Genomic DNA, 23,568 nt, shown 5'->3' on the forward strand with positions numbered 1-23,568 from the left:
TAAACCCGGCTGAGCCCTGACTAAACCCGGCTGAACCCGAATCAGGGCACGCCAAAGACACCCGCAACCAGGCTCCGCCAATCCACACTGCCAGACTCTGTTACAGTCAGACCCTGTTACAGTCAGCCCCGCAACGCAGCGGGCGGGGGAGTGTAGAAGAGCGCAGAATAAGGGCTGCACTAGGTGCTACTCCACCAGGCCCGCGAAACCCGACAGAGCCAGCACCTCCTCAACATCCTGCGGCACCGAGCGCGCCACCAGCGGCGAATGTACCAGCACCGCCTGCCACTGACCGCGCGACACCGCCACATTCAGACGATTCGGCGAGAGCACAAACCCGGCACCGCGCCCGGAATCAACCCGCGACGACGCCAACGACACCAGAACCACCGCAGCCTCCTGACCCTGGAACTTATCCACCGTGCCCACACGCACGCCAGCACCCGAAGAATCCGCCAAACCAGCAGCAATCAGCGCCTCACGCACACAATCAACCTGCGCGTTATACGCCGCCACCACAATGCAATCCTCCGCCGCCAACGGGCGCGGCTCAGCACCAGCCGCAGGGACCCACTCACGACCCAACAACTCGCGCACGCAATTCACCACCGCATGCGCCTCCTGTACAGAACGCACCGAACAACCCGCATGCTCCACCGGATACGACACCACACCCGGCGCAACACCCTGCAGGGTGCGACCAGCCGTCGCCGCCGCGCTCGCCAATGCGCCGTCATACGACAGCCACGACACGAGCTCGCACAACGCCGAATCCATACGCCACGACTCGCCCAAGAAATAGCCAAAACGAGGATTCAGCGCCGCCGCCCCATCAGACAACCAGCCCAGTGCCGAAACATCCACCGGGTACGGGTGCACACCCGTCGACACCTGCGGCAACTGCTGCGGATCACCCAACAGCAGCACCGAACGTGCCGCACGAGCCGCCGCCACCGTATTCGTCAGAGAGAACTGGCCCGCCTCATCAACCACCAGAACATCCAGCGACCCGGCAGGCACGCGACGCTCACTCACGTAATCCCACACCGTACCGCCAAACAGCAGGCCGCCTGCACCAGAAATCAGCTCCGTCAGCTCAGAATCAGACACCTCAGACCACGGGGCGTCCGGGGTCACCGACTTGCCGCGCAGACGCACCGCGCGGGAGGCATCAAAACCCTCGCGGGCGCAGCACGCCGACATGAGATTCTCAATCACCGCATGCGACTGGGCGACCACGCCCACCTTCGCGCCCTCCGCCACGAGGCGCGCAATCACGTGCGAGGCGAGGAAGGTTTTGCCCGCACCGGGAGGGCCCTGAACCGCCACATAGGAGTGGTCGAGGGCGTGAACCGCCGCGTGTACGGCATCCACCGTGGGTAGGGCAGAGCCCGGAAAATCAACCTCACGGGGTAGATTTTCTGCATTTTTGGCGTTCGAGGCGCCCTTCTTCAGGCGCGGTGCGCGGCGGAACAGCAGGTCCGCGGAGGCGCTCTCCATCCCCGTCAGCGAAGCCGCCGCATCGAGCACGCTCGGCAGGGTGCGGGGCGTGGCGGGAGCCTCTTCGGATTCGCTTGAAGCCCCGGAATCCTCGGCGGGCACGGGGTCGCTCGGCATGAGGGCGCCGCCGAAAAGCAACCCGTGCACATCGGCCTGCAGGGCCGCCTCAATCGTCGCCGTAGATACCGGATCGCCAGGACCAATACCCGAAGGCAGGGCACGGTGCGGCTCATCCTTCACGCGGATGCGCTCCTGCAGAAGCACCTCCAAGAACTCGCCGGTCGACTCGCCGGTCGACTTGCCGGACTCTGGGGCAGCCTCTTCGGGGTTCGCAGAATCCGCGGAACCGGCACCGAAACCGCCCTGCGCCACCGCCAGCACACGCAGGCCAAAGAAACCCGTCGCCGCCAACTCAGCGGGCACACGCTCACCCGGATTCGACGCACGGAAATAGTTCACCTGCGACTCCATATGGTCCAGCGCAATCTGCGGGCTCAACCCCGCCTCATACGCACAAAAAACCGCACGGTCAGAGGGTGCAATCACCAGGCTCGGGTCAGCCTCAATTCGCGCACGCAACAGGCGCACCTGCGCGCCGCGCACACGATACCAGCCGGGGGCGTCTTCAACCTCGGTGGGCTCCTTCATGGCGGCGGCAAGCGCCTCCAGGTCTGCGGGGGTGTTCAGAAGAGCATGCGCATGCTCCACCGAAAGCACTTGCACCCGATCAAGGTACGCGTAATCGCGGCTCGCCACCCACGCCGTCGGGCCGTCCTCCAGACGGCGAATGTGCTCACGCCAGAACGGGGCACGCTCGCGGCGGTGATAATTCGTCATGGACAGCAACATCGCCGCCTCAAGCTCACCGGTACCCCAGCCGTGCTCCGCCGCGTGCTCCTCCAGGGATGCGAGCTGGGCATCTAGCAGGCACTGCAGGCGGTACTGTTCGCTGTCGTTCTCCACCGCGGCGGGCACCCTGTACATGACCGGATGCTCTTCGATTTCGGGGTCTTCGGCGGCGTCTGCAGCGTCTTCGGTGACGAGTTCCGGGGCTTCGGTTGCGAGGGCAAGAGATGCCGCTGTGTTCAGGTGTGCGTTCAGGCATGCCGGGCACTCGCCGCAGGTCAGAAAATGCGGGATGCGCTCGGCAAGTTCCGCCGGTTCCACGCCCTCGTTCAGCGCCTCGGTGAGCGAGAGGAGGCGCTGCTCCTGCAGGCGAATGAGCGGCAGAATACGCGCCGAATCAACCCGGTGAGGTTGACCAGCGGGGGAGGAGTGCTCAGTATGCTCCGATTCGGGTTCCGCGCCGTGCTCCAGGCAGAGATCGAGGCGCACCGCATTCTTGGCACTTTCGGTGGCGCTCTCAGTGGCACCGGCGGTCAGCAGATGCCCCACCAGGGCACCGCGCAATAGTGCCCGATGCGCCGCCTCACCCAGGTGCGGGGTGCAGACGATTCGGGCGGTATTGCTCTCGGCGGTGCTGTCCGTAGCCGGGCAGTCGAGGCGGTCGAGCTCCACCGTGTAGGTCAGCCCCGCCGCGGAGATCGCCACCAGGGGCACCGGGTGCGCTGTGCCGCCCGCATGCTCACTGCTAACTACTCCACTGCCGACTACTGCACTGCCGACCATTCCGCCCTCGGTTAGCACCCGCAGGCACTCGCGGTACGCTTCGCGGGCGCGCTCCAACTTCTCGTGGGTCGGGTGGGCAGACTGCTTCTGCGCACGCTCCCGAAGCTCGGTGTAGAGCCGCATCTCGCAGGCGGAGGTTGCGGTCAGATCAGCGAGGGTGAAGGTAAGGTCCATGGTGACTTTTCTGCTGGAGGAGAGAGAAACAAGGCGGGTGTGAAACCCTGCCGGGTAAGTGGGCATGTGTCCCGGTTGAGGAGCCTATTGGCACCTGCCGCTGCCCTCACCCGAGAGGTTGATTTTCAGGTTTCACGTGAAACACTACAGAAAATCAACCTACACGGGATGATTTAGGGAGCTTTCGGGGCTATCCGGGTGAACACACTAGGAGACTGCACTCGCCGCGGCCGCGGTAGAAACTGCCGCCGCGGGCGCCGCCGAAGCGCTCGCCGCTACCGCAGAGGGGCTGGCAGAAGCACTCGGCGCAGTCGAACGGTTCGCAATCGCCGCCGCCGCCGCGTCCACGCGTTCCTTCGCGGCGGGCAGCGCATCCGCACCGCCCAGATCGTTCAGAATAATCGCGAAAATCAGGCGGGTGCCGTCGGGTCGGGTCGCCACACCGCACAGCGAAGACACCGTGTACAAGGTGCCGGTCTTCGCCTGCACAAAAGTGCGTGCGTGCACGGCGTTCGCCGCACCAAAACGACCGGACAGGGTGCCGCTCACGCCCGCGATCGGGAACGTGCTCATCAGCTGTTCCGCATGCTCATCAGCATTCAGCAGAGCCACAACCTGCACGAGGGTTCGGGCGGTCACGCGGTCCGTCAAGGACATGCCGCACACGTCCGCCTGAACCAGGTTTTCAATGTTTACGCCGGCATCCACGAGTGCCTGGCGCACGGTCTGCTGTGCCGCTTCGCCGCTACCTTCCTTACCTGCGGCAATGGCGGCGCAACGGCCGAGCACCTCGGCGAGGGCGTTATCGGATTTGAGCATCATTTGTTGTGCCTGCTCCAGCAAGGTTGCAGACTCGACCGCGGCGATTTCAACCGCTTCCGCGGGGGCGGTGCGGCGCTCCGCGAGGGTGAAGCTCATGCCGGACTCCTTGCCGGTGGTGTTGAGCGCATCCACGAACGCCTGCTGGGCGGCAACCGCCGCATCGTCGGGGCGTACCGGGTTGCTTGCGGTGGACTTGCCCGGCACCGTGTGCGATTCGAGCGCAATGGGGTGAATGGGCGTGATTTGGCCGGACGCCACGTCGGCGTCATCCCAGCCGGGGTTCACGCCGGGGCCGCTGAAGAAGGTGCCGTCAAGGTAGACGGGTAGCGCCGCGGTTGGCTTCTCGCCCTGAAGAAGCGCCTTCACGGTCAGCTCGGCGAGGGTGGTCAGGCCTGCGTGTCCGACGATCTGCTTCGGGTTGGAGGCGCCCGCACCGAGCAGGGTGTCGCCGCCTGCCATGAGGTACAGTCCGGCGGAGTCGCGGGTGACGCGTGTGCGCAGGCGCGCCTGCAGGTTCGCGTAGTGGTTGAGTGCGAACAGGGTCAGCACCTTAAAAGTGGAGGCGGGCACGCGCGCGGTGTCGGCGTTGGCGGCGTACAGGTCGGCGGGTGCGGTGGTTGCCTTGATGCTGGGCAGGTTGCCGTCCATGCCGGTGACGAGCAGGCTGTACTGCGGGTAGGTGCCGTCCGCGAAGAGCGCGGTGAGGGCGTTGCGTAGCTGCCCCTGTTCCGCTTCGGGCAGTGCGGGCGCGAGGCTCGGCGTAGCGCTCGGGGTTGCGGAGGCGGTCGCCTCGGCGGTACCGGACGCACTGCCGCTGGGGCTTGCGGAACCTTCGGGGCGTTTCTGTTCGGTTGCGGCGGATCCGCAGGCGGTGAGGAGGAACATGCCGCCGAGGGTGAGGGCGGCGCGGCGGGTGAGGGTGGTGGTCTGTGTGTTGGGCTTGTTGGAAGGCATCTTTTGAGCATAGCGGGCGGATGGGGTGCCTATCGAATTTACGCGCCGGTGTTGGAACACTCCTGCCGCGTTCCTCCCGCCCTTCACGAACCCTATCTGACCTGTCCGGCACGGCGGCGGGTCGCGTTGGCGGGCGCGGGACTAGGCGGAACGTTAACAGTGGTGTGCGCGTGGTAAATTACGCTGGTTTTGGCGCCGAATACGCGGTTTCGGTGTGCGTGAACGGGTTACAATGGGTGAGTTCAACACCTAACTTTCGCACCTTGCGCGCCGAAGTCGCCGCGAAAGTGACTCTAACTCACGAGAAAGAAGGTTCCGATGGAACTCGACGTCACTATTGAAATTCCCCGCGGCTCCCGCGTGAAGTACGAAGTGGACCACGAGACCGGCCGCCTGCGCCTGGACCGCGTGCTGTTCACCTCCATGCAGTACCCCACCGCTTACGGCTACTTCGAGAACACCCTGGGTGAGGACGGCGACCCGCTGGACGCAATGCTGATCCTGGACGTTGACGTTGTTCCCGGCGTGCTGGTTGAGTCCCGCCCCGTTGCAGTATTCAACATGACCGATGAGGCTGGCGGCGACGCTAAGGTTCTGTGCGTTCCCACCGACAAGCGCTACGACCACATCAAGTCCCTGGCTGATGTTCCGGAGCAGCTGAAGGCTGAGATTCAGCACTTCTTCGAGCGTTACAAGGACCTGGAGCCCGGCAAGTGGGTTAAGGGCGAGGGCTGGGAGGATCTGGCTGCTGCTGAGAAGATGGTCCAGGAGGCTATCGACCGTTTCGCAGCTGAGGGTCACTAAGCTGCCGCACCGTTAGGTGCACCCGGTTTTTAGGGGGGGCGTGTTCCCTGCGTCTGGTTCGTGCGAGTTTTCGTGCGTGCTGGAGGCGGCGGGCACGCCCCTTTTTGTGCTCGGAGCCGTTGTCCAGGGCTTTGTTGAGGTCGATTTCAGCAAGTACTTTGTGCGGTGGGGCTTGTAATATTTCTGCAAGTTCAGAATTTTTTGAAGATATTTCTAAAGTTACGGTTGCATAAATATTCAAGTTTAAAGTGAATGGATAATAAATTTTAGATTTACATTGATATGTATTTTGCATGAGAATGAAATATTGGCTTTTGAATGCTTGAAAACGCAGATTTCCAGAGTAGGGTTGAAAGAGTGGGGCGTAAGAGCGTCGACGAAGCGTAAACGCCACACACTATTTTCATCACTCAACTCAATTCAAGGACTATGATGTCTGAACTTTCACGCCGACAAGTGTGCCGGCTCTCGTCGTTTGCCCTGGTAAGTTTCTTCGTATCACCTCAGAGCAATGCATGGGGTGTACAGGACCCTGTTGGTTCTCCCCAGCAAATAGATGGGTGTACTGTTGCCCCGCTTAGTGAAGCGTGGTTGCCGACTAATGGTGCAGATAATGCCATTCTGTGGTTTCAGCTCCTTCCCTTTTCGGGCCCCTATGCTGGGGTGCATGCGCTTCCCTCGATAGAACTGATGGGGAATCAAGAAGAGTCAGCCTTATATGAGGTAATTCGTCCCCATATTCACCGTGATACGGGGCAATGGCTGTCCAAAATTCCCTCGGGTCAGCAGATTGTGGTTGAGCTTGAGCAACTGAGCGGATCGCAAGAATACATAGTGCAGATGAATCGCTGGCAGCCGGGTTCCATGGGGCTGACAAGCCATTCTCCTGAGGGGTACCCAGCAGCACCATCGCTGGTGGTGCGTAGGGAATCGGGCCTGAGAATGATTCGTTCGCGTGGTGCCTCATTAGAGAGTGCCGAGTATTTTTGTGGTGTTTCCCAAGGGGAGGAAAACGCATCTTTAGGTGCAGATGGTGATGCGTTTGTTCGAGTTCACCGCTGGGAATGGGAGTTTGAAGTCAGCGAGGATATTTCTCAACCGGAAGAGTTACTGCAACAAGGGTACTTTGGCATGTATTTCCCGGGCCGTAGTGAATATGGCGGGTCTACTGTGTCGGCTTCCTATCGGATTAGTGTTAGAACGCCGGGAGGGGTGCTGACCTGTGTCACAATGCCTGCTTCATAAAGTCAGTATGGAGCAATTATAGAGATGTAGATTCGGGAGAAGCCTTGCTCTGTAAAAAGAGGCGATTGATAGGAGGTTGTCACAGATATATCGGAAGAATACATCAAAGTATTTTGATGTATATCCATTCAGAGAAGAATTAGTGCGTTAGTGTTCAAATTATTTGATTGTATTCGCACTATGCAGATTAAGAAAGGAAAGCGATATGGTTGATTATAAAAAATCAAAGCATGTTAATGTTTTGGATTTTGGGGCGGACCCAACCGGAACAAGTGACTCTGCGACGGCAATTCAAAATGCCATTAAATCGGTGGCTGCTGTCCCCGGTGGGGGTTCTGTCGAGATTCCCTCGGGAATCTATCTTGTGAGTAATGATTTTATTGAGCTCAAGGACAGAGTAGAGGTGTATGGGCATGGATTCTCCACACAAATCATTGGGTTTAATAAAGACCCAAAGGATGTAAGAGATGTCGATGGTGATAACATAGGGTGTCAGGGAGTATTCCATATGGGGTCGTACGATACCTATACGGGTGATATGGGCACAAATACACCAATGCGATTTGGTGTGCGAGATATGTTTATTCGTGGTGCTAATCTTGATCTTTTGAATCCTAATATTCGTAAAGTATTTTTTGAACATCAGATTAAGAAGGGTAAGCATGTTGCTGATCAATATATACCGGGTAATATTGCGGGTATCATTGTCCATACAAGATTTGATATTTTTAATGAACCTGAAGCTGCCCCCATTATTTCAAATGTTGAAATCTGGGATACGGCAGTCGGAATTGCCATCCTGGGTGAACATGATCGTGCTATGAAGGTTGATAAGGTACGCATTCGTAAAACTCGCAGACAAGGACTCTTGGTGGGAAAGCCGGTGGGCCATGCTCAGCGTAGAGAAGAGCGTTCGAACTCTGGAGCTGCGGATAATAAGTTTGTGATGGTCGAGGTCTCTGATGCCAATCTTGGTGGCGGATACCATGGGGCAATTGAGGTATATGGGGCTCAATGTAAATTTGTGGCGTGTACCGCCTGGTTTGCTGTTCGAAATAAGCCGGATTCCGACCTCTATCATACAACGAATCAATATCTTAGGAAGTCTGGCGCTGGTTGGGCGGTTTTTGGCGAACGGAATATGTTCATCGGATGTACTGCTCAGGAGAACGGCGGACACGGATGGATTGTTGGATTTAAAGATAATCAATTTATGAACTGCTTGGGTGAGTCATCAAGCTATGAAGATAAAATCACTTTAAGGGGTGCAGCTCATACGGATCAGGCGGCTAATTGGTATATCAGCAGAAATGCTTCTGGAGCTCGTCTTGTTGCGCCGCGTTCTGCTAATCCTAAATCCGATAGGCAGGCGTCACGTTATGGATTTTATCTTGAGAATAAGCTGGACGATATTAGTATTGTGGCTGGTTCATCGCGTAATGCTCGTGATGGTAATAAATTGGATTCAAATGACGATCGGCACCTTTTCTTTAAGTACGATTCCAGTGTCCCCTGGAGAAATTTCTATATTGATATTAATTTTAAGGTCATGAGGACCTCGCTAGATAGTAAGATTGATTCAAATAAAAAAGATGACATAAAATTTTAATCATTCTGAAATAATTGCGCGGAGAGTGAATCCCGAGTATCTTCAAAGGGATTCACTCTTCTTTTGTTCTCACACCTTTCACCGAGGATAGAAAATGAAGAAAAACCTTTCGACCCGTGGCGCGGCGGCACTGTTGGCGCTGGCTATGGGGTGCATGGGTCAGGGCGCGGCCCAGGCGGCATACATTCAGCCGAAATCTGCACAGCCTATTGAAGAGCTGGAATTCGATGTTAATTGTTTTGACATGCACGGGCATTATGGGAAGTTTCACATCACCGGTGTGGATTGGGCGGAGTGTACCGGCCTGATTACGAAGAAGCAGGTTGTTGGGCTGATTAACACCCGTGAGTGGGATTTGCCGAACGGGGTCATGACCATTTCGCGTGGCCGCTTGCTGGAGCACCTGTACCATCTGGCTGGTTCACCCGAGGTGAAGAACCTGCCGGAGAAGTCCCCGTACACCGACCTGACTCCGGGCGATGCGCGTTATAAGGTTGCTATTTGGGCGACCCGTGTGGGCTTGAGTGCTGGTTGGTCTGATGGTTCCTTCCACTACGATACTCCGGCGAGCCGTGGCGCCTACTTTACCTTCCTTTATCGTGCTGCGGGTAGCCCCAAGGTGACCCTGGAGCCCCTGGATAAGGCGAATGCTGTGCGTGCGGAGAAGGGCGCTGCTCCCATTAAGGAGGGGAGCGAGTTGCATCGAGCAATGAGCTGGGTGTATCAGCATGCGCTGGCGAAGGGAGAAGATGACCGGGCGTATGATATTCACTTCCGCACTGACGGGTACACGAGGTGGGATTTCAATAAAACACCGGATTTCTATTACGTTTCGTACTCCACTATTTTCACTCCTCTCATGGTTCTTGATTACCACGAGGAGTTGGCGCCCATTGTGGCTCGTCTGCAGTCGCTGTCCTAGCGGCAGGTGAGCGGAGGACTTGCTGGGGGCGTGTTCCCTGCGTCTGGTTCGTGCGAGTTTTCGTACGTGCTGGAGGCGGTGGGCACGCCCCCTTTTTTGTGTTCCTTGGCTGTGTTTGGGGGTGCCGGAAAGGCGTGTTTAACCGAACTATTCTTCGGAAAACAGTCTCAGAGAGCTTCTTGGGGTGCTAATATGGGCATATTGCGAAGAATAGTTCGTATAAATTGAGGTTCTGTAGCGGTGAGGAGGAAACCCCATGGCATTCGACGCAACGGGGTTCGCGCAGGAATTTGGTGCCCAGGTTCGCGCCGTCCGCAAGTACGAAAAAATCACCCAAATGGAGTTGGCGTGGATGGTCGGGCTCAGCGATAAAACAATCCGCGATATTGAGCGTGGGCTGCCCGGCCCGTCAATTGGTGCGGTCCTCAAGGTCGCCCAAGAGCTCGGCATTGAGCTGGCTATTACCAACCCCCTCACCTAACCCCTCCCGCACACTGCGATAGAAAACAGAACCTGGAGAAAAGCCATGACAGATGAACTTATGGCAGATGTCTATAAAGATGGTGTTCTCGCCGCATATTTGAGGCGAGACGCCAACGGGCTGATTCATTTCACCTACCGGGCAGATTATAAAGGCCCGGCAATTGCCACGAGCCTGCCTTTAAACGCGGAATATACCGCAGAATCAATTCCGCCTTTCTTTCAGAATCTTCTGCCCGAAGGCTATAGGCTCGACGTTGTCAGTTCCGAGAAAAAAATCAGCAAAAACAACACCCTGGGCTTATTGCTGGTGATTGGTTCTGACGTTCCAGGCGATGTGCAAATTATTGAGCACGGGCGGGAACTGTACACCGCTCCTGCCGCATTGGTGAACAACCCTGAGGTCGTTTCCTTTGCTGAACTTATGGGCACGGTTGACCGCCGAGGACTGCCTGGCGTTCAAGAAAAGCTCAGTGCCGTCATGAAAACCCTGCCCGTGCATTGGACGGGTGCTGGCTACGATGCGCTTCTGAAAATCAGCCCGCAACGCATGCCCGGGCTCGTGGAAAACGAAGCTGCCCACCTCACGGCGGCCGCACTCATGGGGATTCCTGTAGCTCAGCATGAGCTTGTCTATGATCGAGACGGCGTATCAGGTTTGATGGTCTCCCGTTTCGACCGAACACCCTCTGGGGGACGCATCGCTATGGAGGATGGCGCACAGATTTTGGGTGTTCCTTCGGGTGAGAAATACACAGAAGATAATCCTGCTGTGACAACAGAAAGTGTCATTCAAGCAATGGTGAAGCTTGCTGCTTCCCCTGCTATTGCCCGCAGGAATCTTTACATGCATTTTCTCTACGCTTGGCTGACCGGCAATGGGGACCTGCACGCAAAAAATATCTCGCTCCTCAAGGGACGCCGTGGATGGGAAGTAGCTCCTATCTACGACATCCCCTGTTCGCTCGTGCACATTAAATCTCTATCCATGGCGCTTAGCGTCAACGGAAAAGATAATTCGAATCCCGGTGACGGTTCGCCGCCCGAAGATTGGAAGATTACTGTTGACGATTGGCTTGCTCTCGCAGAGACTATCGGTCTTCCGCCTAAGGTGCAGAAAGACGCTCTAGCTCGTGCTCTCAAAGCGGCTCGAGCAGTTCGCTGGCCCACAGACCGAGCCGCCCCGGGATATGTTTTCAACTCGAATGCCTCACCGTTCAAGGCCATGCAGAAAGAGTTGGAACGCCGCCAGGACGAGTTTGAAGAGTACCTTCATACGCGCTCCTAAGACTCCTGACTTCTTGAGCCTTCGTTATTTCTAAATTCTCCTCGTGAAGTATCTACCTACATAGATACTTCGCAATTTCTATAAAGGAACCACCATGCAGAATGGACGCGCAGGACGCCTGCACCCCGCCGTCGGCACTGCCCGCCGCTACCTCGCCGCCGACCTCGAAAAGCTCCTCGGCGCCGGAAGCATCAAAGCCACCGGACGCTCCCGCACCACCTCCACCCCGGACGCCGCCGACCTGCCCCTGCTCCTGGTTGCCTGCAGCGGCGGCCCCGACTCCCTCGCCCTGGCGGCAATTGCCGCGCACTTCGCCCGCCGCGGCGACGTGCGCGTAGGTGCCGTCATCGTCGACCACGGCCTGCAAGAAGGCTCCGCCGAGGTTGCCGCGCAGACCGCACAGACCCTCACCGACCTGGGGCTTCACCCCGTCATCACCGAAAAAGTGCAGGTTCCCGTCGGCAACATGGGCCCCGAAATGGCGGCACGTACCGCCCGCTACACCGCCTTTGAGAAAGCCGTCGAAGCCACCGGCGCCCGCGCCGTACTGCTCGGCCACACCCTCGACGACCAGGCAGAAACCGTGCTGCTCGGCCTGAGTCGCGGCTCCGGCACGCGCTCCCTGGCGGGCATGCCGCCCGTGCGCGTCGAAGAGGGCGTCACCTACCTGCGGCCCTTCCTCGGCCTGCGCCGCGCCGACATGCTCGACATCTGCGACGCCGAAACCCTCACCCCCTGGATTGACCCGACCAACACCGACCAGTCCCTCATGCGTGCCCGCATCCGCCACAGCGTGCTGCCCTACCTGGAGGAGCACCTCGGCGGGGACGTCGCCCGCTCCCTGGCGCGTACCGCCTCCGTAGCGGGCCCGGACGCCGAATACCTCGACGAGCAGGCGCGGGCCGCCTACAAGCAGGCGCTCCTGCCCGCCGGAACCGCCGTGCGCGGCATCGAACGTGAAGACGCCGTGCTGCTTGACCGCGTGCGCACCGCCGAGCTGCATCCGGCGCTTCGCCTACGTGTGCTTGCGACCGCCTGCAAGGCAGCCGGGGGAGAGAATCCGGGCTTCGAGCGACTGCAGGCGCTGGACTCTTTCACCGCCGAATACGCGGTAGCTGGGCCCGTTCAGATGCCCGGTCACGTGAGCGCGTACCGCCGCCGCAAAATTGTGCATCCGGCAACCGGTGAACGCCTGGACGTGCTCGTATTAGTGCCAACTCGACCCTAACTAGGTACCCAGCTAGGTGCCCGCGGAGCCCCCTCAGCACACACTATCTGCGTGGTGAGGTGCGCCGCGGCGCCGTTTTAAGCCATACTTAAGGCGAACACCATCCACATTGTCCGCTGTGGGAAGGCATGAAACCCCGCACCCGGGGCCCCCGGCGGAGGCGCAGAGCGTCTAAAGATACGAAGGAATACATCGTGCAGGCTATCGACGTGCAGGACGATATTAAGAACGTTCTCTTCAGCAAGGAAGAGATTAACGCGAAGGTCGCCGAACTGGCGGCGCGCATCGACGAAGACTACGCCGGTAAGGACGTGCTGTTGGTGGGTGTTCTCAAGGGCGCCATCATGATCATGGCTGACCTTTCCCGCGCTCTCAAGGGCCACTACACCATGGACTGGATGGCTGTTTCTTCTTACGGTTCCGGCACCAAGTCCTCCGGCGTTGTGCGTATCCTCAAGGACCTGGACACCGACCTGGTAGGCCGCAACGTCCTGATCGTTGAAGACATTATTGACTCCGGCCTGACCCTGGCATGGCTGCAGCAGAACCTGATTTCTCGCGGTGCAGCTTCCGTTGAGATTTGCACCCTGCTGCGCAAGCCCAAGGTCGTCAAGGCTGACGTTGAGGTCAAGTACGTCGGCTGGGACATCGAGCCCGAGTTCGTTGTTGGTTACGGCCTGGACTTCGCTGAGAAGTACCGCAACCTGGACTGCGTCGCAACCCTGCACCCGCACGTTTACTCCTAAGCCTTTCACCTCGGCAACCATGCTGTAGGTGGTGACGCCCCGCCTCCTCACGCTTGTGGGGGAGCGGGGCGTTGCTGTACCCGACGGTGGATGTACGTGGAGGCGGGAGGCGCATCCGCCAAGACGGGCCGCCGCCGGTGTACCAGCCGCCGCAGATACCCGGCGCAGAAGATGCACTTTCACCCCCGCCGAGTGCTACAACCCTTTAGCCCGCAGGTGAAATAGAGAAGCCCGGTACCTAGCCGCCCGCCGGGGTAGGGTACATTTAAGGTTGCACCGTTGGGTGTTCCGGCAGGCATGCCGCACCCCAACGGGTTACAGCCGCAACGTAAGGACAAAGCATTGGCGCAAAACCCCAATACTCCGCAGAAAGGCTCGGAGGCCTTCCTGAAGAAGCTGATTCATAGCTCCTGGTTCTTCCCGGGCGCAGCTATCGTAGTCATGCTGGGTTTCCTCATGGCCTCCTTCTTCACTCAGCCCTCGCGTCAGGTGGACACCAACGTCGGTCTTCAGCTGCTCAACGACCACCAGGTCAAGAGCGCAAAGATTTACGACGGCGACCAGCGCGTCGAGCTGCAGCTTAAGGACGACTACAAGAAGGGCAACGACAACTACGGTAAGTCGGTGCGCTTCTACTACGTGCAGCCCCGCGGCGACGAAGTTGCTAAGGCAATGGAATCCGCCGAGCTGGAAAGCTACACGGACCAGCCGGTTGAGCACAGCTTCCTGGGCTCCCTGGTGTCCCTGCTGCTGCCGATTCTGCTCTTTGGTGTGCTCTTCTGGTTCCTGATGGGACGAGTCGGAGGCGGCTCCTCCGTCATGAGCTTCTCCAAGTCCCGCGCGAAGAAGTTCACCAAGGACAAGCCGGAGGTTCGCTTCAGCGACGTCGCCGGCGTGGACGAGGCGCTCGCCGAACTGGAAGAAGTCCGCGAGTTCCTGGCTGAACCCGAAAAGTTCACCCGCCTGGGTGCAAAGATCCCCAAGGGTGTTCTGCTGTACGGCCCTCCCGGCACCGGTAAGACCCTGCTCGCCAAGGCTGTGGCGGGCGAGGCTGGCGTGCCGTTCTACTCGATTTCTGGCTCTGACTTCGTTGAAATGTTCGTGGGTGTGGGTGCGTCCCGCGTGCGCGACCTGTTCAAGGAAGCGAAGAGCGACCCCGCCGCCATCGTCTTTGTTGACGAGATTGACGCTGTTGGCCGTCGCCGCGGCGTCGGTATGGGCGGCGGTAACGACGAGCGCGAGCAGACCCTGAACCAGCTGCTGGTTGAGATGGACGGCTTCGACGGCAACTCGAACGTCATCGTCATTGCGGCAACGAACCGCCCCGACGTGCTCGACCCGGCGCTGCTGCGTCCCGGTCGTTTCGACCGCCAGATTGGTGTGGACGCCCCCGACATGAAGGGCCGCGAACAGATTCTGCGCGTGCACGCCGCCGGCAAGCCCATTGCCAACACCGTGGACCTGGCGCAGGTTGCGAAGCGCACCCCCGGCTTCACCGGTGCCGATCTGGCGAACGTCATGAACGAGGCGGCCCTGCTGACCGCCCGCGATAACGGCAACGTGATTGACGACCGCGCCATCGACGAGGCCATCGACCGTGTGATGGCCGGCCCGCAGCGTTCCTCGCGCATCATGAACGAGCACGATCGCAAGGTCACCGCCTACCACGAGGGCGGCCACGCCCTGGTCGCGGCGGCACTGCGCAACTCCGCCCCCGTCACCAAGATTACGATTCTTCCGCGCGGCCGCGCCCTGGGTTACACCATGGTCATGCCGCAGGACGACAAGTACTCCACGACCCGCCACGAGCTGCTGGACCAGATGGCCTACGCGATGGGTGGCCGTGCGGCGGAGGAGATCGTCTTCCACGACCCCTCGACCGGCGCGTCCAACGATATTCAGAAGGCAACCGACACCGCCCGCAAGATGGTCACCGATTACGGCATGAGCTCCGTGATTGGTTCCGTTAAACTTGGCGGCGAGGACACCGAGCCGTTCCTCGGTGGCGGTGGCGCTTCGGCCCGCAACTACTCGGATGAGACTGCGGCCAAGGTGGACGCTGAGATTCGTGCCCTGCTGGAGCAGGCGCACGATGAGGCGTTCGCGATTCTGCTGGAGAACCGCGACGTGCTGGACCGCCTGGCCTTCGCCCTGCTCGAGAAGGAAACCCTGCTCGAGCACGAGATTGCCGAGATCTTCAAGGACGTTCGCAAGCGCCCCGAGCGCGAGTACTGGTACTCCAAGCCGACCCGCGAGCGCACCGACATTCCGCCGGTGAAGGCTCCGAGCGAGCTGGCTCAGGAGGCGCAGAAGGCCGAAGCCCCTGCTGCTCCTGCAACCTCGGCTGCCCCCGCGGCATCTGCCCCGCAGGCACCGACTCAGCCCGTTCAGCAGGCACCCCAGGCCCCGGTAGCACCGGCAGCCGACCCGGATGCCGACCCGACGGTCGCCATGCCGCCGCAGCAGTACCCGAACTACCCCGTGCCTCCGGTACAACGCCCGGAGAATGGCACCCCGAACCAGAATGGAGCAGAGAATGAGCGAGGCTAAGACCGCCGTCGACCAGCCGCGTATTGAGGCGGCTGTGCGCGAGATTCTGCTCGCGATCGGTGAGGACCCGGATCGCGACGGTCTGCAGCAGACCCCGGCACGCGTGGCGCGTGCCTACGCGGAGTTCTTCTCGGGCCTGCACCAGGACGCCGGCGAGATTCTGGGTACGACCTTCGATATCGCCCACTCCGAGATGGTGCTCGTGAAGGACATCCCGTTCTACTCGACCTGTGAGCACCACCTGGTGCCCTTCCACGGCGTGGCGCACGTGGGTTACATCCCGGGCCCGGACGGCAAGGTCACCGGCCTGAGCAAGCTCGCCCGCGTGGTGGAGATGTACGCCCGCCGCCCGCAGGTGCAGGAGCGTCTGACCACCCAGGTGGTGGAGGCTCTGGAGGAGCATCTGAACCCGCGCGGCGCGATTGTGGTGATTGAGGCTGAGCACATGTGCATGTCGATGCGCGGTGTGCGTAAGCCGGGCGCGAAGACCGTGACCAGCGCGGTGCGCGGTGCGCTGATGAACGGCGCAACCCGTGCGGAGGCGATGAGCCTGATCTTCTCGCAGCGCTAAGCGCATGCAATGAGCATATAGCTATACGCCAGGGGGCAGGATTCTAAGGAATCCTGCCCCCTTGCGCTATACCCCTGCGCTGTGCGGTCGCATGTGTTGGGCCGCATGACGAGTGCCCTTGCGTAGAGGGCGTCATCAGCTGTAGAGTAGTACCACTAGTACCGGCACCACTCCTTCGGGAGTACAGGACCGGTCTTCTTTTTATCAATGCTACGTACAGCGCTCTTCACGTACCGTTGTTAATGAATACATGACTGTTCCTCTCCTCCTCAGGAGCGAAAGTAACCGCGGCCGGTTCCACCCATCAGGGGTCTGGAGCCGGTCATCGTTTTTAAGCGATGACCTTAGCAAGGCAGAGATGGCTTACATACCGTGTAGTTATACCCTTAATATCCTTATATTGATATTATTAAAGAGTTCCAATGATGAAACGATATCAAGTGGTGTATAGTGTATGTCTCCAATCGTAAAACCATTTAAAACATATGAACAGCAGGTTGGAATCTTGCGGCAGCGAGGCATGCTCGTAGGTTCTCAAGAACATGCCGTTCACGTCCTTGAGCGTGTTAGTTACTATCGGCTGAGTGGTTACTACTATTCGTTCCGGCGGCCTGCGGGAAGCGGGCAGCGCTCGGATACTTTCGTGCCCGGAACCGTCTTTGAAGATATCGTGGCCCTGTATGAATATGACCGTAATCTTCGGTCTATTGCGTTTTCGTATTTCTCGCAGTTTGAGGTGTATTTGCGGTCCCGCCTAGGGAATTTACTGGGGGCAGTGGATCCACTCATATACGAGGATGAAACTCAGTGCGACCTTCAAGGTAGTAAAAGGCGCACTGCTTGGAACAGATTTACGAGAAAAAGTGAACAGCTTATTCGTACTTCTGAAGAGGAATTCGTGAAGCATCACCGTGAACAATACGGCGGGAAGTTGCCCGTGTGGGTTGTGGTGGAAGTTCTAGATTTGGGGGCTCTACAGAATCTGTATTTGGTCTCTCCGGCAAATATCCGGCGAGATATCGCGAAAGCCTTGGGCTGTACTGACCCCCAATTGGAAACCTGGATTAACTCGCTGCGGGTAATGCGCAATATTTGTGCGCATCAAAGTAGGTTCTACAATAAGCTGCACCCAGAGCCTCGCTTACCGCGTGTGTTGAGAGGTGGAAGAGTTGAGAGCCCTGAAATCCGTGAGGTTGTTGACCTATTTGGTGTGCCGCAGGCTGAAGAGAACCATAAGATGTGTAAGACTTTCGGAATGCTCACTCTCCTCAAATATCTGATGGACAAGGGCGGAATTGGGGATACGGAATCTCTGACGCAGATTCTGAAGGAACGTCCTGATATTTCCGTTCCTGGGGTTGATGTATCGCGGGCTATGGGCATACCGCAAGGTTGGGAAGAAACCCGTTTGTGGAGCTAAAATCTTCACTGCTTATAGACACGCTGAAAGGGGCGGAGGTTTTCACCTCCGCCCCTTTTGTCGTACGGTTGTGCCCCCCTCTAGAGCCAACCGGTGCTTAGCGCCGTTCCGGGCCTTTAGAAGGCTCGAAGAGCCTTAGCCCTCGTTCTTGTTGTCCCAGCCCAGTGCGAGGGTCACGATCAGGCCCAGGGCGATGAAGCCGCAGCCGGTTGCAGAACCGAAAGCAATCCAGCGGACCGCGGGAGCGTTCTCGGCCAGAACAATAACGAACAGCGAAGCAATCGCGATCAGGGACAAAATCCACGCGCCGGTCTTCAAATTCACGATGAGTCACTTCCTAGAGTATGTATGTGTATGAGGTGCCCAACCCACACCGCTGTGACGCAGGCAGAGCATACCCTCCCAGGATACCCCCAAATCGGTATGCCATATGCAAATATGGCGCGCTGTGTCATTCGGCAGATTCGGTAGGATTAAAACCATGACCGAAGACACCGCCCCCCACCCCGCCGCCGCACCCCTGCCCTGCGATGCGCTCGCCACCGAGCGCACCCTCGTCATGGGCATCCTGAACGTCACCCCCGACTCCTTCAGCGACGGCGGCCAGCACTACGCCACCACCGACGCCATCGCCCATGCCGCCCGCATGATTGCCGAGGGCGCCTCCATTATCGACATTGGCGGTGAGTCCACCCGCCCCGCCGGTGCCGTGCGCATCAGCGTGGAGGAGGAGCAGCGCCGCATCCTGCCCGTCATCGAGGCAGTCGCGCAGATGGGCACCACCATCAGCGTTGACACCATGAACCCGCAGACCGCCCGCGCCGCCATCGCCGCCGGTGCGCACATCATCAACGATGTGTCCGGTCTGAACGTGAGCGATGAAATGATCGAAACCGCCGCTGAACTGCAGGTGCCGTACATCCTCATGCACGCCCGCGGCACCTCCCAGACCATGGACAGCCTGGCGGAGTACCCGCGCGGCGTGGTCACCGAGGTTGTGGAGGAGCTGACCGGCCTGCGCGAGCGTTTCCTCGCCGCCGGTGTGCTGCCGCAGAACCTGATTCTTGACCCGGGTCTGGGCTTCGCGAAGGGCGGCATGCAGGATTGGGAGCTGCTCGCCGCCATTGACGAGCTACAGGGTCTGGGGCACCGCCTGCTCATTGCCGGTTCCCGCAAGCGTTTTATCGCCAACGCCCTGACTGCGGCGGATATGGCGCTGGCCGAGCGCCTGAACGCGAGCGGTTTCACCGCAACCGATGCGGGTGAGGCTGAACGCGAACTGTGGCAGTCGCTGTCGGAGCCGCGCCCGGCTCAGCATCGTGCGGCAGCCTCTGCGGCGGTGACCGCCCTGGTGGCGGCGCGCGGCGTGTGGGCGGTGCGCGTGCACGACGTGCCCGCTAGCGTGGACGCGGTGACTATTGCCTCCGCGCTGCGCGCCGTCATGTAGGTACCGCCCCCCTATGCACCTCACGGGGCTCGGCTCACGCGCCGGGTACCCGCTACAACCAACCACTGAGGAGACTCCATGCCGAATTCGGCCTACGCCCACCACGACCGCATCACGCTTAGTGGCATCACCGCCGTGGGTTTCCACGGCGTTCTCGACTTTGAGAAGCGTGACGGTCAGCCCTTCACCGTCGACGCGACGCTCTACACCGACTTCGCGGACGCCGCCGCGGGGGATGACCTGGAAAAGACCACGAACTACGCGCAGGTGGCCGAGCTGATTCACCAAAAAATCGTCTTCGGCTCGCTTGACCTGATCGAGACGCTCGCCGTGCGGATTGCCGAGGGGATTCTCTCCGAGTTCGCGCGCATCGACGCGGTGGAGGTGAAGGTCTCCAAGCCGCAGGCCCCCATCACCGTTCCCTTCGAGAACGTGGCGGTGAGCGTGTTCCGCGAGCGTATTCCCGAGTCCCTGCAGGCCGCCATGCCCGGTACCGAAGGGAGGTGCTAACGATGCCGCTCAGGCCGCTTTCCGCCCATCGCGCCGTGCTGGCGCTGGGCTCAAATCTGGGCGAGAGCGAGAGCACCATTGAGCGTGCCGTCGTCGACCTTCGGGAGGCGGGCGTGCGCATCCTGCGGGTCTCGCCGCTGTACCGTACCGCTCCGGTGGGTGGGCCGGAGGGTCAGCCGGACTACGTGAACGCCGTGATTGAGGTGTCGACCGAGCTGAGCCCCTACGAGCTGCTGAAGCTGTGCAACGCGGTGGAGGCGGCGCATCACCGCGAGCGTCTGGTGCGCTGGGGCCCGCGCACCCTCGATATTGACGTGATTGACTACGAGGGTACCGTCTCTGATGACCCGGTGCTGACTCTGCCGCACCCGCGCGCGCACGAGCGGGCTTTTGTGCTGACGCCGTGGGCGCGTATGGATCCGGAGGCGCGCCTGCTGGTGGCGCGCAGCGATGGGGGCGCCGTAACCTACGTGCCGGTGAGCGTTGCGGAGCTTTCCCGCGACCTCAACCTGACCCACGAGGACGCCGGCGAGGACGCAATTCGTTATATGCGTGAAATGAACCTGTCCGTTGGCCCCTAAATGTGGCACTCTGGAAGGCAGAGGAACCGACCGAAAGGAAACACCATGAAACCCCTCCGGTATTCGGCGGTGCTCTGGACGGCGATAGGCGCCGCGGCGCTGACCGTGCTGGTGCACGCGGTGCTGGTGAACGCCGGTCATAGCGAGCTGCATTTCTCGTGGATGCTCGGGCTGGTGTGCCTGCTCGTGGCCGCCGGCGCGGTGTGGCTGGGGGTGCAGGTGGCGCGGTATCGCCGTATTCGGACGCGCGAGAAGGCACCGCACATGGGTCCGATTCTGGCTGCGCGTGCCCTGGCCTATGCGCAGGGTTCGATTCTGACGGGTTCCCTGCTGACGGGTGTGTGTGCCGCAATCTTTGGTTTTCACCTGACGGTGGCGCCTGCCCGCGGTCTGTCTGCGCTTTTCTGGCAGGTCGTGGTGAACCTGGTCTGTAGCGTTGCGCTGCTGGCGGCCGGCCTGTGGGCGCAGCATTGTTGTCGTATTCCGCCGGGGGAGGACGAGGACGATTCTCCCTCCGGTTCCGTGAAGTCGCGAGAGGGAGGAACCTATGCCGGCTCCTAAATCGAACAATTATTCTCAGAATCCCATGCCGCAGGGCGGCGGCCCGGGACAGACCCCCGCGCCGAGCGTACCGACCGCACGACCCGCCGGGGTCCCCCTGGGCCTGCCCGGAGTGGGCGGGCCTGCACCCCGGCAGGCCGCACCCGACCCGCAGTGGCAGCCCGCGGCCCCCGGCTACCTGAAGGTTCGCTTCATCCACACCGTGGCCGCGTTCGTGCCGGTGCTGCTGGTGGGGCTGGGCCTGGATGCACTCGCGGTTCTGACCGACGGACCCCTGTGGATGCGCATCCTGGGTGTGCTGGTGGCTCTCGTTGCGGTGTTCTGGGGCGGCTGGTGGCTGCTCACCACCCCGCGCCGCACCCGCGCCCTGGCCTACGCGCTGGAGAGCAACCACCTCATGACCCGCCGCGGCCTGGTTTTCCGCAGCATCACTTCGATTCCGTACGGGCGCATCCAGTACGTTGACGTCGATTCGGGACCGCTCGAGCGTCTCAGCGGGGTGTCGCGTCTGACGGTGCGCACCGCCGGTGAGGCCGCCGGCACGGTTGTGGTGTACGGCGTCCCGAACGACATCGTGGATGCGGTCCGTGCCGAGCTGGTGCGCCGCGCCGATGAGCGAATGGCGGCCCTGTAATGAGCGCGCCCGTTCCGAACAATAACGTCCCGAGCGGTGGCGCGCCGGGCGGCCAGGGCGTGGGCGGCCCCGGCGGTCCGCAGGAACAGACGTGGTGGCGCGCCGATATCCGCACGTTCATCATGAACCTGTGGTTCATTATTCTGCTGGCCTTCGGCTTCTTTCAGAGCATCATTCTGAATATTCTGACCACCCCGCCGAACGAGTGGGGCACGCGCCTGACGCAGGTGTTCAACGAGGACGACAGCTATTTCAGCGCGACGTATTCGCAGCTGATTGGCTTCGTCGTTCTGGTGCTGGTTCTGTTTGCTGGCTCGCTTCAATGGTGGTTCACCCGCTATCACCTGGATGAGCTGGCGATTCACCGCCGCAGCGGTATCTTCTTCAAGAAGGAGCGCACGATCCGCCTGGAGAGCGTGCAGAGCGTGGATATTTCCCGTCCGCTGGTGGCGCGCCTGCTGGGCCTGTCGGAGCTGCGTTTTGAGGTTGCGGACGGCTCCGGCGAGGCGCTGCACATCAAGTACCTGTCGCGGGCGAAGGCCACCCGGTTGCGTCATGCGGCTCTGCAGAGCATCTCGATTCTGCGGGCTCAGGGCAGGGGAGCCCGGGCCGGCTACCGGTCGGATGCGCCGCTCCCCTCGGGCGCGGCTTCCTCTGCCCCCTCGGCTCAGCCTGCATCCCCGGCTCAGCCTGCTCCCTCGATTCAGTCCGGTGCGCCCCGGCCCGGCGTATCCCAGTCCAGCGTGCCCCAGCCCGGCGTCTCGCAGCCTCATCCTGCGCAGTCCGACTCGGCTTCCTCGGCCTACCCCGCCGCTTCGCCCGCTCCGGCCGGAAACTTCCCCGAACCCGGTAACCCCGAGGGTGCGGTGGCCTTCCGCATCTCGACCGGCACCCTCATCATGTCGATTCTGCTGGAGAACCTCGTGTGGGTTATCCCGCTGGTCATCGTCATGGGCGTGAGCGCAATTATCACGGCAATTTTCAGTGGAATCAGCCCGCTGTACATCCCGATGTTTGCCCTCCCGAGCCTCGGCGCGCCGCTCATCGGTTACGCGGGTGCGCTGTGGGCCCGCTTCGATAACTCCGCGCGGTTCAGGATTTATTGCGGTGACCGCGGGGCCCTCACCCTGCGCTACGGCTTCACCGGAACCCACACGCAGAACGTGCTGCCGGAGCGCGTGCAGGCGGTTCAGGTTGAGCAGTCGATTCTCTGGAAGATGTTCGGTTGGTACCGCATCAAGATGACCATCGCCGGCGTGGGTATCGACAGGCCCGATCAGGGCGGGCTGACCCGCAACGTGGCCCTGCCGGTGGGCAATGCACGCGAGACCGCCGCGGTGCTGCGTCTGCTCCTGCCGGGGCTGGACGAGCAGCAGGCGCAGGTGCTCATGGCCGCGGCGCGCAGCTCCCAGAAGCGACAGGTGCCCGGTGCCCCGCAGATGCTGCAGGTGCCGTCCACGGCCCGCTGGCTTGACCCGCTCACCCTGCACATTAAGGGCCTGACCAGCATTAACGCCTCCGCGCAGGGGGCTCAGAGCCCCGCCTCCTCGCGCCCTGACGCGAACATCGAGGAGCACGCCCGCGGCGATCTGCTGCTGATCCGTAACGGCTTCTTGGTGCGCAGGCTGTCGGTGCTGCCGGTGCGGCGCGTGCTGGGCGTGCGCTGGACTCAGGGCCCGCTCGAGCGTGCGTGCGGATGCGCCACCCTGCGCTTCGACGTTGCGAAGGGCCCGGTGAGCACCACCATGAAGCACCTGCCGCCGCGCACGAGCCTGATTATCGCTTCGACCCTCACGGAGCGCCTGGAGGGTACCCGCGCCTACTACCGCGTGCCCGAGGCACGTTAGCGCCGGAACCTCAACCGGCAAGGCCCGCCCGCACCACTCGGTGCGG

At 60.6% G+C, this 23,568-nt stretch carries 20 protein-coding genes; 17 read left to right on the forward strand and 3 right to left on the reverse strand.

Annotation, left to right across the window (positions count from 1 at the left end):
• Positions 1-186: 186 nt before the first annotated feature.
• On the reverse strand, positions 187-3,303 hold the full coding sequence (locus tag HMPREF2528_RS02175; RefSeq protein WP_070542046.1) for a DEAD/DEAH box helicase: 3,117 nt from the start codon (positions 3,301-3,303) through the stop codon (positions 187-189).
• 207 nt (positions 3,304-3,510) lie between these two features.
• Positions 3,511-5,079: a D-alanyl-D-alanine carboxypeptidase/D-alanyl-D-alanine endopeptidase gene (gene dacB, locus HMPREF2528_RS02180; protein WP_070542049.1), complete on the reverse strand. Its 1,569-nt coding sequence runs from the start codon at positions 5,077-5,079 to the stop codon at positions 3,511-3,513.
• A 318-nt stretch (positions 5,080-5,397) separates the two neighbouring features.
• On the opposite strand from dacB, the gene ppa reads away from it, so the two are divergent.
• The 11 genes from ppa (at position 5,398) to HMPREF2528_RS02230 (ending at position 17,942) form a co-directional block, all read left to right on the forward strand.
• Positions 5,398-5,883, forward strand: a complete 486-nt coding sequence (gene ppa / locus HMPREF2528_RS02185) for an inorganic diphosphatase (protein ID WP_005504328.1) — start codon at positions 5,398-5,400, stop codon at positions 5,881-5,883.
• Between the two features lie 429 nt (positions 5,884-6,312).
• The gene (locus HMPREF2528_RS09115; RefSeq protein WP_141744683.1) at positions 6,313-7,128 is read left to right on the forward strand and encodes a hypothetical protein; all 816 of its coding nucleotides are present in this window, start codon (positions 6,313-6,315) and stop codon (positions 7,126-7,128) included.
• A 205-nt stretch (positions 7,129-7,333) separates the two neighbouring features.
• Complete coding sequence (locus tag HMPREF2528_RS02190; RefSeq protein WP_070542052.1) at positions 7,334-8,737, forward strand: glycosyl hydrolase family 28-related protein; 1,404 nt, start codon at positions 7,334-7,336, stop codon at positions 8,735-8,737.
• Between the two features lie 94 nt (positions 8,738-8,831).
• Entirely contained in the window at positions 8,832-9,659 is an 828-nt protein-coding gene (locus HMPREF2528_RS02195; protein WP_070542053.1) for an S-layer homology domain-containing protein, read from the forward strand.
• Positions 9,660-9,915: 256 nt separating this feature from the next.
• On the forward strand, positions 9,916-10,140 hold the full coding sequence (locus HMPREF2528_RS02200; protein ID WP_005504337.1) for a helix-turn-helix domain-containing protein: 225 nt from the start codon (positions 9,916-9,918) through the stop codon (positions 10,138-10,140).
• A gap of 45 nt (positions 10,141-10,185) precedes the next feature.
• Entirely contained in the window at positions 10,186-11,427 is a 1,242-nt protein-coding gene (locus tag HMPREF2528_RS02205; protein WP_070542056.1) for a type II toxin-antitoxin system HipA family toxin, read from the forward strand.
• A 94-nt stretch (positions 11,428-11,521) separates the two neighbouring features.
• On the forward strand, positions 11,522-12,655 hold the full coding sequence (gene tilS, locus HMPREF2528_RS02210; protein ID WP_070542060.1) for a tRNA lysidine(34) synthetase TilS: 1,134 nt from the start codon (positions 11,522-11,524) through the stop codon (positions 12,653-12,655).
• A 194-nt stretch (positions 12,656-12,849) separates the two neighbouring features.
• A complete protein-coding gene (hpt, locus tag HMPREF2528_RS02215) occupies positions 12,850-13,401 on the forward strand; it encodes a hypoxanthine phosphoribosyltransferase (RefSeq protein WP_005504342.1) in 552 nt (183 codons plus the stop codon).
• Between the two features lie 342 nt (positions 13,402-13,743).
• A complete protein-coding gene (gene ftsH / locus HMPREF2528_RS02220) occupies positions 13,744-15,951 on the forward strand; it encodes an ATP-dependent zinc metalloprotease FtsH (RefSeq protein ID WP_070542063.1) in 2,208 nt (735 codons plus the stop codon).
• Positions 15,938-16,522 carry a GTP cyclohydrolase I FolE gene (gene folE, locus HMPREF2528_RS02225; RefSeq protein ID WP_070542065.1) on the forward strand — a complete coding sequence of 195 codons (585 nt, stop codon included), beginning with the start codon at positions 15,938-15,940 and terminating at the stop codon, positions 16,520-16,522. The genes ftsH and folE overlap by 14 nt, the downstream gene beginning before the upstream one ends.
• 454 nt (positions 16,523-16,976) lie before the next feature.
• The gene (locus HMPREF2528_RS02230) at positions 16,977-17,942 is read left to right on the forward strand and encodes an Abi family protein (protein ID WP_070542068.1); all 966 of its coding nucleotides are present in this window, start codon (positions 16,977-16,979) and stop codon (positions 17,940-17,942) included.
• Between the two features lie 135 nt (positions 17,943-18,077).
• Here HMPREF2528_RS02230 and HMPREF2528_RS02235 read toward each other — a convergent pair whose 3' ends face one another.
• Positions 18,078-18,266 (reverse strand): hypothetical protein, encoded by a 189-nt coding sequence (locus tag HMPREF2528_RS02235; protein WP_049333476.1) that lies wholly within the window; start codon positions 18,264-18,266, stop codon positions 18,078-18,080.
• Positions 18,267-18,423: 157 nt separating this feature from the next.
• Between HMPREF2528_RS02235 and folP the strand changes: the two genes are divergently transcribed.
• The 6 genes from folP (at position 18,424) to HMPREF2528_RS02265 (ending at position 23,522) form a co-directional block, all read left to right on the forward strand.
• Positions 18,424-19,389 (forward strand): dihydropteroate synthase, encoded by a 966-nt coding sequence (folP, locus tag HMPREF2528_RS02240; RefSeq protein ID WP_070542071.1) that lies wholly within the window; start codon positions 18,424-18,426, stop codon positions 19,387-19,389.
• 78 nt (positions 19,390-19,467) lie between these two features.
• Positions 19,468-19,899, forward strand: a complete 432-nt coding sequence (gene folB / locus HMPREF2528_RS02245; protein ID WP_049333471.1) for a dihydroneopterin aldolase — start codon at positions 19,468-19,470, stop codon at positions 19,897-19,899.
• A gap of 2 nt (positions 19,900-19,901) precedes the next feature.
• Entirely contained in the window at positions 19,902-20,480 is a 579-nt protein-coding gene (gene folK / locus HMPREF2528_RS02250) for a 2-amino-4-hydroxy-6-hydroxymethyldihydropteridine diphosphokinase (RefSeq protein WP_049333470.1), read from the forward strand.
• A gap of 45 nt (positions 20,481-20,525) precedes the next feature.
• The gene (locus HMPREF2528_RS02255; RefSeq protein ID WP_070483401.1) at positions 20,526-21,041 is read left to right on the forward strand and encodes a DUF3180 domain-containing protein; all 516 of its coding nucleotides are present in this window, start codon (positions 20,526-20,528) and stop codon (positions 21,039-21,041) included.
• On the forward strand, positions 21,028-21,675 hold the full coding sequence (locus tag HMPREF2528_RS02260) for a PH domain-containing protein (protein ID WP_083297864.1): 648 nt from the start codon (positions 21,028-21,030) through the stop codon (positions 21,673-21,675). The genes HMPREF2528_RS02255 and HMPREF2528_RS02260 overlap by 14 nt, the downstream gene beginning before the upstream one ends.
• The gene (locus HMPREF2528_RS02265; protein ID WP_070542074.1) at positions 21,675-23,522 is read left to right on the forward strand and encodes a PH domain-containing protein; all 1,848 of its coding nucleotides are present in this window, start codon (positions 21,675-21,677) and stop codon (positions 23,520-23,522) included. Before HMPREF2528_RS02260 ends, HMPREF2528_RS02265 begins: the two co-directional genes overlap by 1 nt.
• Positions 23,523-23,568: the final 46 nt, after the last annotated feature.

Origin of the sequence: Rothia sp. HMSC078H08, from assembly GCF_001808955.1 — a bacterium.
In the GTDB taxonomy this organism is placed as follows: Bacteria; Actinomycetota; Actinomycetes; order Actinomycetales; family Micrococcaceae; genus Rothia.